Consider the following 14,848-nt stretch of genomic DNA (forward strand, 5'->3'; position numbering starts at 1 on the left):
CTACCTGGCGGCCATACGCAAGGCACCGTCGAGACGGATCACCTCGCCATTGAGCATGCTGTTTTCAATGATATGCCTTACCAGCGCGGCATACTCGTCGGGTTTGCCGAGGCGCGGTGGAAACGGTACGCCAGCCGCCAGAGACGCGCGTACTTCAGGCGTCATGCCGGCCATCATTGGCGTCTCGAAAATGCCCGGGGCAATGGTCATCACGCGGATGCCGAAACGTGCCAGTTCACGGGCGGCGGGTAAGGTCAGGCTGACGATAGCGCCCTTGGACGCCGCATAAGCCGCCTGGCCAATCTGGCCGTCATATGCAGCGGCAGATGCGGTATTGATGATCACTCCGCGTTCGCCATCTGCACTGGCTTCAGTCTCGGCAATCGCCGCTGCCGCCAGTCGCAGCATATTGAAACTGCCGATCAGGTTGACGTTGATTACCTGACTGAAACTGGCAAGCGCGTGGGGGCCAGTCTTGCCGAGAATTTTTTCGCCGCGCACGATGCCGGCGCAGTTGACCAGACCATTGAGGCCGCCGAAGGCCGTGACCGTCGCTTGCACGGCGGCTTGCGCGGCACTCTCATCGCTGATGTCAGCGACCACACTTTGCGCACCCAGGCGCAGGGCCTGAGCGGCGACGGCGTCGGCATTCATGTCAACCAGCATCACTTTGGCACCGGCGCCCACCAGCATTTCAGCGGTAGCAGCACCCAGCCCCGACGCACCGCCGGTAACGAGAAAAACCTTGTTTTCGATCTGCATCACTGTTTCCTTGGATTCAAGCTGAAACGTTTTTCGCCGCAGCCTCTTTAGCCTTGGCGATTTCCTGGTTGCGCAAGATAAAGCGCTGCAATTTGCCGCTTGGGGTTTTCGGCAATTCGCTGACAAATTCGATTTCACGGGGGTACGAATGCGCGGCCAGGCGCTTGCGCACGTGCTGGCGCAGTTCTTCGGCGAGCGCCGGATCGGCGCGGTACTGCGCGCTGAGCACGACGAAGGCTTTGACCAGCTCGGTGCGTTCCGGATCGGGCTTGCCGACGACGGCGGCCTCGACCACCGCCGGGTGCTCAATCAGCGCGCTTTCCACGTCGAACGGGCCGACCCGGTAGCCGGAGGTAGTGATCACGTCGTCACTGCGCCCGACAAAGCTGATGCTGCCATCGGGATTCCACTCGACGGTGTCGCCGCTCAGGTAATAGTTACCCACGAACGCCTTGGTCGGCGCGCCTTCATATCCGGCGAACCAGCACATTGGCGACTGGCTGCGATCGATGGCCAGGATGCCCGGCTGACCGACGCTCAACTCCTGATAGGCATCGTCCAGCACCACAATGCGGTGGCCGGGCGAGGCAAAACCGGCAGCGCCCAGGTGAATCGGATGTTCCAGGCCGTGGTGATTACACAGCACCATGCCCAGTTCGGTCTGGCCGTAGTGGTCGTGGATGACCACGCCGAGATTGTCGGCGAACCAGCGGATCACTTCCGGGTTCAGCGGCTCACCGGCACTGCTGACGATGCGCAACTTGCCTTTGATCGAACGGGCAAACTCGTCGCCGCCGGCTATCAGCAAACGATAGGCGGTTGGCGAGCCCGTAAGGTTGGTGATGCCGTATTTGTTGATGACCCGGCAGGTACTTTCGAGGGTGAATGGGCCGTCATAGAAGGTGATCGGATGCCCCATGGCCAGCGGCCCGGTGACGCCGAAATAGATGCCGTAGGCCCATCCAGGATCGGCGACGTTCCAGAATGCATCTTCCGGGCGCAGGTCGACCGCATCGCGGGTGTAACTCTGGAACGCGGCAATGGCCTTGAGCGGGACGGACAGGGCTTTCGACGGGCCGGTCGTACCGGAGGTGAACATCAGCAGGAACGGGTCTTCGCCGGTGAGCAGTACCGGTTCGCAGTGCGCAGGATAATTGGCCAGCTCGGCCCAGAAGCTGAAGTCGCCGCGCACGATGCCCTGGCCTTTTGGCCCTGACACGGTAACGATGGTCGGGCAGTTTTCGACCTCGGCAAGTTTGCTGCGATTACCCGCATCGGTAACCACCACCTTGGCACCGGAGCTACCCAGACGATGTTCGATGGCCTTGGGGCCAAAAGCAGTAAACAGCGGTTGGTAGACTGCACCGATGCGCCAGGTAGCGAACACCGTGACCAGCAGTTCGATGTTACGGGGTAACAGGCCGGCAACCTTGTCGCCTTTGCGTACACCCTGCTCAAGCAGGAAGTTGGCGAACCGTGCGGCCTTGTCCTGCAACTCGCTGAAGGTGTACGTCGCGCTGGCGCCGTCGCGTCCCTCCCAGAACAGTGCGATGCGCCCAGGCAACGCGTGCCGGTCGCAACACTCGACGCAGGCATTGAGTGCAGTGAGATCGCCGGCAAGTGCGGCATCGACGGTGTGCTGATAATCGAACTGTGAAGTGGCAGACAGGTAGTCGCGCATTGCCAGAATCCCTCTGTATTCTTATTAGGTTGGGGGGAACCGTAATCAACAGATGAAATAGTCGCTCTGTGCGCTGAGCGGGACAATGGTCAAAGCTTTCAAGTTTCTTGACTGGTTTGGCCAAGGTTCAAGAGGTGTAGGGCCAGTCCTACCCCCACAAAATCCAGCTCAATCCGCCTCATTGAGTATAAGACTGCGGTAATGCCCCGGATTAGATCCCGACCACTTGCGAAACGCCTTGTAGAACGAGCTGGCATCGGCAAACCCCAGGCGCGTCGCGATCTCGGCAAAGCTGATGGCCGGGTCCGCCAGCCAGACGATCGCCAGCTCCTTGCGCACGCTGTCCTTTAGCCCCTGGTACGTCTGCCCCTCTTCCGCCAAGCGCCGCCGCAAGGTCGAGGCCGACATGCACAGTTGCTGCGCCAGCGTCTCGGTCTCGGGCCAGTCCTGGGCCGTGAGCTGCCGCAAGTCGTGCTTGATCCGGCTGGCCAAGCTCTGCGGATCGCGATATTTCACCAGAATATTGGCCGGCGCATGGGCCAGGAAACGCTTGAGCTCCTCGGGGCTGCGGCGGATCGGCACATCCAGGCAATCGGCGGCGAAAATCATGCGAGTGCGTGGTCGATCAAATCGCAGGTTCTGGGAAAACATCACTTGGTAGTCGTCCTGGAAATCCGGTGCAGGGCACCGCAGTTCAATTGCCAGGATAGGTATCCTGCGCCCTGCCAGCCAGCAGGCGACGCCATGCACGATCATCCAGTAGGTGAAATACGTGAACGCACGCTTGGCGGGCTGCTCGTCCTCGACCAGCACGATTTCCGCCAGGCTCTGCTGTCGCACCAGATGCGCTGGCAGGTGTTGGAACATCAGCGAGAGAAAGCCCAACCCGCAGGTCAGGCCCGCCATCAGGCTGGGCTGGGCCATGGCGCTGCGGCAGAGAAACTCGAAACTGCCGGATCGCAGCGGGCGCGGATCCATGCCAAAAAACTCATCGTCACCCCGTCGGGCAAGCAGCCGCCATAACCGTGCATAGGCCGTCGCGGGAACCCGCGCACTGAGGGTGGCGAGTAACGCGGGGTCAATGCCGACCTTTTCCAGTACTTCGGCGGTAGCCATGCCGGGGGCACAACTTTGCAACAGTGCTTCGCGCACCAGTTGGATGGAGATGGTGTCTTTTTTCGACATTGAATCAGGCAGGCCAGGTGATTATTCGAATACCGCCATATTACAGGTAGGAGCCAGCTTGCTGGCGAGGGTCTTTAACGATAACGCGGGGAACCTGACACCCTGCGGCGTGCTCAGGTTTTTCGCGAGCAAGCTCGCGCCTACAGACTTGTTCAGCTCGCGTTCAGGCAATTGATACTCATCATCATATGCGAATGAGTGTCATTATGTTACAAATTAGCACCCTATCTAATTATCTTCCGGTGCTGAATGTTCGTTCCTTTTTTGATCATGCTTAGAGAAGGCATTGAAGCCGCGCTGATCGTTGGCATCATCGCCAGCTACCTTAAGCAGACCGGCCGTGGCCAGTGGATGCCGGCCGTGTGGGTCGGCGTGTTTCTCGCCGCTGCGCTGGCTTTGCTGGTCGGCGGCGGCCTGGAACTGGTCAGTGCCGAGTTTCCGCAGAAGCAGCAGGAACTCTTCGAAGGCGTGGTCGGACTGGTGGCGGTGGCCATCCTCAGTTCCATGGTGTTCTGGATGCGCAAAGTCGCCCGATCGATCAAGCATTCGCTGCATGCCTCCCTCGACCACGCGTTGGAGGGCTCCAGGCATCAAGTCACCGCGTTGATTGCCATGGTGTTCTTTGCCGTGGCCCGCGAAGGCCTGGAAACGGTGTTTTTCCTGCTCGCGGTGTTCCAGCAGAGCGAAGGTCCGGCGGCACCGGTCGGCGCCCTGCTGGGCCTGATCCTGGCCATCGGCGTCGGCTTCGTTATCTACACCGGCAGCATGCGCCTGAACCTCGGTGCATTCTTGCGCTGGACCGGGTTGTTCATCCTGGTGGTGGCCGCCGGGATTCTCGCCAATTCGGTGCAGGCTCTGCACGAAGCCGGCGTGTGGAATCACCTGCAAAGCGTGTTGTTCGATTTCAGCACCACGCTGCCAATGGATGGCCCGGTGGGTTCGGTCCTGGCCGGGATGTTCGGTTACCAGGACGCCCCGACGACCAGCACCCTGGGTGCTTACCTGATTTACCTGGTGGTGGCGCTGGTGATGTTTTTCCTGCCCACGCCGGCACCTGCCAGGCCATCCACTTCAGTTTCCATCCAGTAAGGGCTCCCATGCCAAATCAAGCCCCACCCCAAGCCTTCCCACCGCGCACCTTGCGCTGGGCGGTGCTGGGCTCCGTCGTTGTAATGATTGCCGCTGGCGGGTTGTTTTATTACGCCTCGACGATCGCAGCGGCCAAGCGCCAGACCCACCACAATGAGGTGCTGGTAACCATTCACCCCCACAGCTGCGAGCCCAACGCCCTCACTGTCCCCGCCGGGCCTGTGAGTTTTCGTATCGTCAATCGATCAGACCGGGCGGTGGAATGGGAAATCCTCGATGGTGTGTTGGTGGTTGAGGAGCGGGAAAACATCGCCCCGGGCCTGAGCCAGGCGATCAACGCCAACTTGCTACCCGGCGACTATGCGATTACCTGTGGGCTGTTGAGCAACCCCCGGGGCACCTTGCACGTAACGCCCACCGCCGCGTCGGATGCTGCCGCCAAAGCGAAGCCTTCGATGGTGGCCTTCGTCGGGCCGCTGTCGGAGTTCCGCGTCTACCTGAGCCTGCAAGGCACCGTACTGATCAAGGCGGTCACCGCCCTGCAGCAGGCTATCCAGGCCGGCGACCTGAGCCTGGCCCAAGCCTTGTATGCACCGGCGCGCACAGCGTATCAACGCCTCGCCCCGGCGGCGCAGCGCCTGGCGGCGCTGAACAACGGGATCAACGCACGCGCCGATTACTTCGAAAAGCGCGAGCAGGACCCCGGGTTTATCGGTTTCCATCGGCTCGAGTACGCACTGTTCCAGCAGCGTAATCTCGACGGCTTGACGCCCACCGCACAGCGCCTGGTCGCTGACGTCACCACGCTCAAGCAGCAGCTGTTAGCCCAGTCTCTGCAGCCGGAACAGCTGGTGAGCATGCTGGCCCGCAACCTCAACAGCCTGGCCGAGGTACGTGCCAGCAGCGGTGAGGAAGAGCGCTACAGCCACACCGACCTGAATGGTTTCGCCGCCAATCTGCAGGTCACGCGCAAAGTCGTCGAGCTGTTGCACCCGTTGCTCACCAAGGCCCCTGCCGATCTGCTGCAGAGCGTTGATGGCGCCATCGTCACGTTCGATGCCCAGCTCAATGGCTTCAAGGTCGCGCAGGGTTACGTGAGTTACGACACCGTGAGTGCCGGTCAACGCCAGCAGATCGCCGACAAAGCCAAGGCGCTTGCCACTGCGCTAGAAGCTATCGACCCCGCCCTGGGCCTTTCCGGCCTGTCAGCAGAAGACGCACACCGATGAACGATGCAGAACACTTCAACCTCCAGCGCCGCCGCGTATTGAAGGGCTTGGGCGCCGCCGGCGTGGCCCTGGCAGGTTCGGCCCTGAGCTGCCCGGCAATGGCCGCCAATACCGCGCAGGTCACCGAAGCGCCCAGCAGTGACCAAACCGAAGACCGTCAGTCCTTCTACGGCCAGCACCAGAGCGGCATCGTTACCCCGCGCCCGGCGTCGGGCATGCTGGTGACCTTCGACGTGCTGGCCAGCGATCGGGAAGACCTAGAACGCCTGTTTCGTACCCTCAATGAGCGTATTGCATTCCTGATGCAAGGTGGGCCGGTGCCGCAGGTCGACCCGCAACTGCCGCCCATGGACTCGGGAATTCTCGGGCCGGTGGTGACGTCCGACAACCTGACCATCACCGTATCGGTCGGCGAATCGCTATTTGACGAACGTTTTGGCCTGGCGCCGGCAAAACCCAAGCGCCTGATACGCATGGTCGGCTTCCCCAACGACGCGCTGGACGCCGATTGCTGTCATGGCGATCTCAGCCTGCAGTTCTGTGCCAACACCACAGATACCAATATCCACGCCTTGCGCGACATCGTGAAAAACCTCCCGGACCTGCTGCTGGTACGCTGGAAACAGGAAGGCAGCGTGCCGCCTCAGCCTCCGGTCAAACCCGGCGTGCCGGGGCAAAGTGCGCGCAATTTCCTCGGCTTTCGAGATGGCTCGGCCAATCCCGACTCCAATGACGCCCAAGCCATGGATCAGACTGTGTGGGTCCAGCCTGGCAGCGATGAACCGGCGTGGACGGCGAATGGCAGCTATCAAGCGGTGCGGATCATCCGCAACTTCGTCGAGCGCTGGGACCGTACACCGTTACAGGAGCAGGAAAGCATCCTCGGCCGGGTCAAGAATTCTGGCGCGCCGATGGGGGGGACGCACGAAGCCCAGGTGCCGGATTATTCCAGGGACCCGGCGGGCAAGCTGACCCGGCTGGATGCGCATATCCGTCTGGCCAATCCGCGCACCGCCGCAACCCAGGCCAACCTGATCCTGCGTCGACCGTTCAACTATTCCAACGGTGTGAACAGCAATGGTCAGCTGGATATGGGCTTGCTGTTCATCTGCTATCAGGCCGATCTGGAGAAAGGCTTCATCACCGTGCAAACCCGACTCAATGGCGAGCCGTTGGAGGAATACCTTAAACCGGTCGGTGGCGGGTACTTCTTTGCCCTGCCCGGCGCCGTGGGTGAGCAGGACTTCATCGGTCGCTCATTGCTCCAGGCAACGCATCCAGCTGTTGAACGTAAAGCAAACGCATGACCACCCAATCATTACGGAATCGCCTCATGAAAAAAAAACCTCTCGCGTTGCTGCTGACCCTGGGCTTGCTCAATACGCCACTGACGGCGTTCGCAGCAACCGCGCCGCTGGATCTGGTCGGACCGGTTTCGGATTACAAGATCTATGTCACCGAGCAACTGGCAGAGTTGGCCAACCACACCCAGGCGTTCACCGACGCAGTGAAAAAAGGTGATCTGGCCACCGCACAGAAACTCTACGCACCGACCCGGGTTTACTACGAGTCGATCGAACCGATTGCCGAGCTGTTCAGTGACCTGGATGCGTCCATTGACTCCCGGGTCGACGACCACGAGAAAGGCGTGACGGCTGAAGACTTCACTGGCTTTCACCGCATCGAGTATTCATTGTTTTCGCAGAAAAGCACCGAGGGCCTGGATGCGCTCGCTGATGGTTTGAACTCGGATGTGAAGGACCTGCAGACCCGCGTGGCCGGCCTGACGTTCCCGCCTGAGAAAGTGGTGGGTGGCGCGGCCGCGCTGCTGGAGGAAGTGGCGGCGACGAAGATCTCCGGGGAAGAAGACCGCTACAGCCACACCGACCTGTATGACTTCCAGGGCAATATCGACGGAGCGAAGAAAATCGTGGACCTGTTCCGTGCGCAGATCGCCCAGCAGGACCCGGCGCTCATCGCCAAGGTCGACAAGAATTTTGCGACCGTGGACAAGATTCTGGCGAAGTACCGAACCGGCGATGGTGGCTTCCAGACGTATGACAAGGTCAAGGACAACGATCGCAAGATGTTGGTTGGCCCGGTCAATACCCTGGCTGAAGATTTGTCGTTGGTGCGGGGCAAGCTCGGGTTGAATTGAGTTCTTGGACGCACCTTGTCTCACAGAATCCGGTACAGCAGCCGCTCGATCCGCACACGGCTGACGCGCTTGAGGAACTTGGCTACCGCTGCCGGATACTCCACCAGCGTTTCCAGGTCCTGATATCGGCCGATGCGCCTAGTGTGCTGGAAAATCTGCCCAAGCTCTTCCCGGCGTGGCGCCAGCAGTTCGCCTTTTGGATCATCGATCAGCAAGGCGTTCTCCAGGTCGAGACGGAACGCCCGTGGGTTCAGGTTATTACCGGTGAGCAAGGTGTAACGCTGATCGACCCACATGCCCTTGAGGTGGTAAGTGTTGTCGCCGTCCTTCCACAGGTGCAGGTTCAACTGGCCGCTGTCGATAAATCGCTGATGGCGCTTGGCGAAACGGCGCAGGCTGATTTCGTACAGGTACGGCAGCGCCGCGATTACCTTGAAGGGTTCGCTGGGAGGAATGTAGAAATCATTGGCGGTCTTGTCACCGACCACAATGTCGATCCTCACGCCCCGGGCCAGTGCCCGGTTGATTTCCCGGGTCACGGCCAGCGGCAGGTTGAAATACGGCGTGCAGATGGTCAACTGCTGCTGGGTGCTGGCGATTAACTCGCATATCACCCGGCTCAGCGGGTTGTTCTTGCCAACGCCGAGTAAGGGGCTGACCGAGAGCCCGCTTTTGTCCGTGGTGCCGCTGGTGGTGTCGTAGGCCGCGTGCTTGAGGCGGCTGCGCAGATCACCAATGTCGTTGCGCAGGCTGCGGGTCGTCGGCAAGTTGGGTAAATCCAGGCGATTGACTGCCTTGGAAGCGACCAGACCGTGCTGCACCAGGTGCTGCATCGAGTCAGCAAGGTCGCGGTTGAGCAACAAGTGATAACGGTCATAGCGGTATTTGTCGAATTTGTGCAGGTAAACGTTGTTCAGACTGGCGCCGCTGTAGATCACGCAGTCATCGATCACAAAACCCTTCAAGTGCAACACGCCGAACAGCTCGCGACTCTGCACCGGCACGCCGTAAACCGGAACTTCGCTGGCATGGGTACGGGTGGTCTCCTGGTACCAGGCCGAGTTGCCTGGCTGTTTGCCGGCACCGATCAGGCCACGCTGGGCGCGCAGCCAGTCGACGACCACTACCACGTCCAGTTCCGGGCGGGCCAGTTTGGCGGCATGCAGGGCATCGAGGATTTCCTGGCCGGCTTCATCCTGTTGCAGGTACAGCGCGACGATGTAGATGCGTCGGGTTGCACTGGCGATCTTTTCCAGCAGGCAGCGACGAAAATCGGCGGCGCCCGGGAGGATGGTGACGGCCTCGGCGGTCAGCGGAAAACTGCGCAGTTTTGGCAGCAGGGAGCGTTTGAAAAGCGACGGCATAGGGCTCGCAAAGGGTCGAATCCAAAGAGTCGGAGAGCTTACACCATGGCGCAGCGCCTGGCACACCGTGTTGTCTGGGTTGCCAGCAAGCCGGCTTCTTAAGGCCATCGCATTTGACCGCTCACCACCGCGAGCGAAAATCCAGCCGAACCCAGGCCAAAAGCCCAAGGTTCACCCTCTGGCTCTTTCGCCTTGAGATTGGAGATTCACGATGAACGACTACCCAAACCCGCCCTTCCCTAAACAGGCCCAATCCGTCCCCGGTTCCCAGAAGAAAATGAGACCCTATCCAGACTGCGGCGAGCAAAGCTATAAGGGTTCAGGCCGGCTGGGGGGCAAGATTGCCCTGATTACCGGCGCCGACAGTGGCATCGGCAGCCAGTGGAGGTCGCGCCGATCCATGTGCTGCTCGCCTCGGATGAAGCCAGCTACATCATGGGTCAGCACTACGACGTGACCGGTGGCAAGCCGATGCTGTAACAGTCGCCCCGCCAGTCCTCACCAAAGGCTCATGGCTATTCAACCGCCAGGATTCGTAACCTGGATGAACACCGCATAACTCCCTAGCAGCACCCAAAATGTCGCAAAGATCCAGGGAGTCCGCACCGAAAACAACAGCGACTTGCGGTACCCCTTGTGCGAAGACTCCATCTCGCTGAACAAAGGCGATTCGTCGTAGGCCAGGCCCATCAATGGTTCACTGCGCAGCAGTTCGCTCTGTTTGAAATGCCAGTGATCGATGATGTCGTACGCCGCCCGGATGCCAGGCCAGGCATTAAGGGAGCTCAGTAACCCAAGCAGCGCCAGAAACGGCGGTACGACCAAGGTAAACAGCTTGCCCCACTCGGGGTTGAGGTTTGCCATACAGGATGCAAACGCAATCACCAGGAACGACTGCGCCGCCAGGTAGGCGTCGGTGCGGTTGGCCAGGATGCTGGTCTCGTACTGGATCTCCCTTCGGTAGAAATCCAGGCGTTCTTTGGGCGAGCCGAACATCTTCGCATTGTGTTCGGTCAAGGCTTCTTCAGCCGTGGATTCGGTCAGTATTCTGGGCACGGGTTAATGTCAGGTCGGAAAAAGGATTAGAAGATCGGGCTTGAAACTAGTTCAGCCAGATCTCGGATTCCGGGCTGCGCACAGTTATTTCAATGTCGAGGCAATGATATCCACCAGGTTGAGCGGGTTGAATGGGTTGGAAACTGCGGCAGATTGGCGGCGATGCCTTCCAGGCGCTCAGAGAAGCTGGTGGCAACGATGATGGGCAGGCCGGGGTTCCGGCTTTCCTGCGATCCTCGCTCATTCAACCTCACCTGAATTTGGTTTTCGCGAGTCAGGGGCATTCGGCGTATTTGAAAAGCTGCAATAACAGACAGTCAATCGCGTTTATCCGCCCGCGTGACAAGCTGCTGGATCTACCGCCCACCAGCGTGGCAACAATTGCTTGACCTTGCCTTCGGCGAACCGGTCATCGATCAACATGACGACGCCGTGATCCTGCTGGGTGCGTATCACCCTCCCGGCCGCCTGTACCACTTTCTGCACGCCTGGATAGAGGTAGGCGTAGTCGTAGCCGGCGCCGAAAATCGCTGCCATTCGGTGTTTGAGTTGTTCGTTGACCGGGTTCCACTGCGCCAGTCCCAGGGTGGCGATGAACGCGCCAATCAGGCGCGATCCAGGAAGGTCGATACCCTCGCCAAATGCCCCTCCCAGCACCGCGAAGCCGATGCCCTGGCTCTCGGCGGTGAACTGATCGAGAAAAGCCTGGCGCTGCCCTTCCCCCATGCCTCGGGATTGCGACCACAGGTTGATGTGCGGATGGGTCTCGGCCAACCGCTGGGCGACTTGCTGCAGGTAGTCGAAGCTACTGAAAAACGCCAGGTAGTTGCCGGGACGCTCGGTGAACTGCCGGGCCATCAGTTCAACAATCGGCCCCAGGGACGCCTCACGATGGACAAACCGCGTGGAGATCTTGCTGACAATATGCACCTGCAGTTGGTCGGCGTGAAACGGTGACTCCACATCGATCCACACGGTGCCGGGCGGCGTGCCCAGCAGGTCGGCGTAATAGTGACGGGGGCTGAGGGTCGCGGAAAACAGCACGGTAGTGCGCGCGGCGGTCAGGCGTGGGCGAATGAAACCGGCAGGCACCACATTGCGCAGGCACAGCGTAGAAAGGTTGTGCTTGCGCTCAAGGTCGCGCTTGCTTATATCGAACAGGAACTGCTCATCAAAGAGTTCGCCCACCCGGCCAAATTGCAGCATGTCGAAATAGAAATTTTGCAGGCCGCTGTCGACCCCTTGGGGGTGATCGTTGAGGTAGTCGCCAATGCTTGCGCTGCAGGAAAACAACACCTGCAGGAGCTTTTCCGGAACCCGGTCATAGGCTTGATAGGCGCCGAGTTGCTGATTGTGCAGGGCATTCCATTCCCGGTTAACTCGCTGCAGCGATTTTTTCAATGCCTCAGGCGCGGTTTTCCGAACGGCGTTCAACGCCGATTGATCGAGGCTGGCGCTGTACATCTGGCGGCCTCGTTCTACCAGGTTGTGCGCTTCATCCACCAAAGTCGCTACCCGCCAGTTATTGGCCTGTGCCAGGCCAAACAGCAGTGCGCTGAAGTCAAAGTAGTAGTTGTAGTCGGCAACCACCACATCGGCCCAGCGAGCCATTTCCTGGCTGAGGTAATAAGGGCAAACGTCGTGCTTAAGTGCCACCTCGCGCAAGGCGGCCTGATTTAGCAGGGTCAGATCACTGGCTGCCTGGCGTGCGGCAGGCAGGCGATCGTAAAAGCCTTGCGCCAAAGGACAGGATTCACCATGACAGGCTTTGTCGGGATGCTCGCAAGCCTTGTCCCGCGCAATCATCTCCAACACCCGCAACGGTGGTGCGTCGGCGCTGTCGATGATCACCTGCGCCGCGTCCAGTGCCAGTTTGCGCCCAGGGGTCTTGGCGGTAAGAAAGAAGATCTTGTCCAGTTGCTGTGGCGCCAGAGCCTTGAGCATGGGGAACAGCGTCCCTACGGTCTTGCCGATCCCGGTGGGTGCCTGGGCCATCAGGCAGCGCCCGGTGCTGACTGCCTTGAACACCGACTCTGCCAGATGGCGCTGCCCGGGTCGGAAGCTGGCGTGGGGAAATCTCAACGCCTGTGCGGCGAGGTTGCGCGCTTCGCGGTGGGCTAATTCCTGCTCCGACCAGTGCAGAAACAGCTGGCAATGGTGCTCGAAAAACTGCCCCAGCTCTGCAGCACTGAAGGTCTCAACCAGGCAGGTCTCCTTTTCGCTGACGATGTCGAAGTACACCAGGGCCAGATTAATCTGTTCCAGACTGGATTTCTGACACATCAACCAGCCGTAGATCTTCGCTTGGGCCCAGTGCAGTTGGCGGTGATTAGCGGGTTGCTTGCTCAGGTCGCCGCGGTAAGTCTTGATTTCTTCCAGGCAGTTTGGCGCAGGGTCGTAGCCATCCGCCCTGCCCTTGACCCGCAAGGTCCGGTAATGAGCCTCAAGCGCGACCTCACGCTGATAGCCCTCACTACGACGCGACGCAACCGTGCGGTGGCCGACGATGCCTTCCAGCGCGGTGGGCGATGGCGTGAAACGCAGGTCAAGGTCACCGACCTTGGCGGTGAACTCGCACAACGCCCGCACGGCAATGCTGTAGCTCAAGCGCCCTGCTCCGCCCATTGCACGTAACAGACGGCAATGGGCATCTGGTGCTCATGGCAAAACTCCAGCCAGCGCAGTTGGTTGTCCTGCAGACGATCGCCCGGGCCTTTGACTTCGATCATGCGGTAGGTTTTGTCCTGCGGCCAAAACTGGATCAGGTCCGGCATGCCGCTGCGGTTGGCCTTGATATCCAGCAGCAGGCGATTGAACCAGTGCCGCAGGTGCTCGGCGGGCAGGCACGCCAGCGCCTGGTCGAGCAACTCCTCACTCAAGGCGCCCCAGAACACGAAAGGTGACTGCACGCCGCATTTGGCCGCATAGCGATTTCGTATGGTCTGCTCGTATCGACCGTCCTCCAACTCGGCCAGGCACGCCGTGAACAGGTCGGCGCGACGCAGATGGAAGTCTTCGTAATGCAGGTCTGCAGGCCCGCGCTGGAACGGGTGGAAGAATGCGCCGGGCACCGGGGCAAAAATGGCTGGCCAGCACAGCAAGCCGAACAGCGAATTGATCAGGCTGTTTTCCACGTAGTGCACCGGCGCCGTTTCCTGAGCCAGGTGCGCCTGGACATAGCGCTCGACCGACAGCGGGTGCGCAGATGAAGCAGGATCGACCTTGGGTAATTGCAGATCCAGGCGCAGCATTTCCCGGGGTGCTGCACGTTTTATCGGCGGCCCGCCGAGTTTACGGCGCAACCTGGGCAGCACTCGAAGCAGATGCTGTTGCTCGGTGGCGCTTTCAGGTGACTGTTGTGCATGAAGCGCCAGGTCCAGGGCGAGCTGATACTCGGCGCAGCGCTCCAGCACGCGGATCAGGCGTGCCCGCGAGCCGGGATGGGGGCAGTCGCGATACAGCCTGATGGCCGTGGCAAAATCGGCAAAGCGCTCACAGTACTGGCCCATCTGGAACATCAGCTTGGCGCGCCGTCGTTGCAACCAGGGATTGACCAGCGTCAGGCTGTGGATTTGCTCGACAATGCCGGCGAGTGCTTCACCTGCTTCAAAACGCTGCTGACAGTCGTGCAGGAACAGGCAGGCGTCGACATCCTCACGGCAGCGCAGCCCTCGGGAATCGGCGCCAATCTCGATTTTTTCATAGGTGAAAATGCCCAGGTCGGCGAGCACGAATTCGGACCAGTCCTGGTACAAATTGCCGAAAAACATCAGGCGCAAGCGATCACACAGGCCCATGATGGTCAGGCTGAACAAGTGATCATCAAGGGGCGCGCACCAATGGCTGAAGCTCTGAGCCTCGGGATATCTCTCGATCAGGACGGGCAGCCAGTCGTTCTTCTTGCCCTTGGGTTGGTCAATGGCGCTTGCGAAGCACTGGAGCACTTCCGACTTGAGCAACACCGGGAACAAGGTTTCGATCGACAGCGCACTTTGTTCGTCGATCCAGCCCAGGGTTATCAACGGTGCTGCAGCATCAGCTACGCCGCCGATTTCTGCGTATAGCAATTTGCTGGCGCGAAAATGGATGCCCTTGCGCATGACCAGTCGGACCAGGAGTGCGCGGGATTCACGGGGCAGCTGGTTGAATTCGCCAATGAAGCGCTGTTCCTCATCACTCAACACGTCTGCATAGCGATGCTCAAGCCAATCAAGCACTTGCATGAAGTTGTTAAGGTAATAAAACGGATCGTCGAGGGGGTTAGCAGTCACAGAATCAGGCGCCATGGCAAAACGAGTACTGGTTATGCGTACAGATAACAGCT

General features: G+C 60.0%; 11 protein-coding genes and 1 pseudogene. 5 read left to right on the forward strand and 7 right to left on the reverse strand.

The window, feature by feature from the left end:
- The 3 genes from L9059_RS09075 to L9059_RS09085 form a co-directional block, all read right to left on the reverse strand.
- Positions 1–762, reverse strand: a complete 762-nt coding sequence (locus L9059_RS09075) for an SDR family NAD(P)-dependent oxidoreductase (protein WP_247290172.1) — start codon at positions 760–762, stop codon at positions 1–3.
- Between the two features lie 16 nt (positions 763–778).
- The gene (locus L9059_RS09080; RefSeq protein WP_247290174.1) at positions 779–2,443 is read right to left on the reverse strand and encodes an AMP-binding protein; all 1,665 of its coding nucleotides are present in this window, start codon (positions 2,441–2,443) and stop codon (positions 779–781) included.
- Positions 2,444–2,611: 168 nt separating this feature from the next.
- Complete coding sequence (locus L9059_RS09085) at positions 2,612–3,628, reverse strand: AraC family transcriptional regulator (protein WP_247290176.1); 1,017 nt, start codon at positions 3,626–3,628, stop codon at positions 2,612–2,614.
- 249 nt (positions 3,629–3,877) lie between these two features.
- Here L9059_RS09085 and efeU point away from each other — a divergent pair, with 249 nt between their 5' ends.
- From efeU to efeO (L9059_RS09110), 4 genes are read left to right on the forward strand one after another with little or no spacing between them, the layout of a single operon-like run.
- A complete protein-coding gene (gene efeU, locus L9059_RS09095) occupies positions 3,878–4,717 on the forward strand; it encodes an iron uptake transporter permease EfeU (RefSeq protein WP_247290178.1) in 840 nt (279 codons plus the stop codon).
- A gap of 8 nt (positions 4,718–4,725) precedes the next feature.
- Positions 4,726–5,946: an iron uptake system protein EfeO gene (gene efeO / locus L9059_RS09100; protein WP_247290180.1), complete on the forward strand. Its 1,221-nt coding sequence runs from the start codon at positions 4,726–4,728 to the stop codon at positions 5,944–5,946.
- Entirely contained in the window at positions 5,943–7,253 is a 1,311-nt protein-coding gene (gene efeB, locus L9059_RS09105) for an iron uptake transporter deferrochelatase/peroxidase subunit (RefSeq protein WP_247290181.1), read from the forward strand. The genes efeO (L9059_RS09100) and efeB overlap by 4 nt, the downstream gene beginning before the upstream one ends.
- Positions 7,254–7,279: 26 nt before the next feature.
- The gene (gene efeO / locus L9059_RS09110; protein WP_247290183.1) at positions 7,280–8,104 is read left to right on the forward strand and encodes an iron uptake system protein EfeO; all 825 of its coding nucleotides are present in this window, start codon (positions 7,280–7,282) and stop codon (positions 8,102–8,104) included.
- Between the two features lie 20 nt (positions 8,105–8,124).
- Here efeO (L9059_RS09110) and pssA read toward each other — a convergent pair whose 3' ends face one another.
- Entirely contained in the window at positions 8,125–9,468 is a 1,344-nt protein-coding gene (gene pssA / locus L9059_RS09115) for a CDP-diacylglycerol--serine O-phosphatidyltransferase (RefSeq protein WP_247290185.1), read from the reverse strand.
- A gap of 211 nt (positions 9,469–9,679) precedes the next feature.
- Between pssA and L9059_RS09120 the strand changes: the two are divergent.
- Positions 9,680–9,844 (forward strand): annotated as a pseudogene (locus tag L9059_RS09120) (NAD(P)-dependent oxidoreductase); the annotation flags it as partial.
- Positions 9,845–9,987: 143 nt separating this feature from the next.
- Here the strand turns inward: L9059_RS09120 and L9059_RS09125 are convergent.
- The 3 genes from L9059_RS09125 to L9059_RS09135 all read right to left on the reverse strand — a co-directional run bounded on the left by L9059_RS09125 (position 9,988) and on the right by L9059_RS09135 (position 14,810).
- Positions 9,988–10,524: a hypothetical protein gene (locus tag L9059_RS09125; RefSeq protein WP_247290187.1), complete on the reverse strand. Its 537-nt coding sequence runs from the start codon at positions 10,522–10,524 to the stop codon at positions 9,988–9,990.
- Positions 10,525–10,851: 327 nt separating this feature from the next.
- Positions 10,852–13,131, reverse strand: a complete 2,280-nt coding sequence (locus L9059_RS09130; protein WP_247290189.1) for an ATP-dependent DNA helicase — start codon at positions 13,129–13,131, stop codon at positions 10,852–10,854.
- Positions 13,128–14,810, reverse strand: a complete 1,683-nt coding sequence (locus L9059_RS09135; RefSeq protein ID WP_247290191.1) for a VRR-NUC domain-containing protein — start codon at positions 14,808–14,810, stop codon at positions 13,128–13,130. The genes L9059_RS09130 and L9059_RS09135 overlap by 4 nt, the downstream gene beginning before the upstream one ends.
- Positions 14,811–14,848 lie beyond the last annotated feature (38 nt).

The sequence above is a fragment of the Pseudomonas violetae genome (assembly GCF_023072615.1).
Classification (GTDB): Bacteria; Pseudomonadota; Gammaproteobacteria; order Pseudomonadales; family Pseudomonadaceae; genus Aquipseudomonas; species Aquipseudomonas violetae.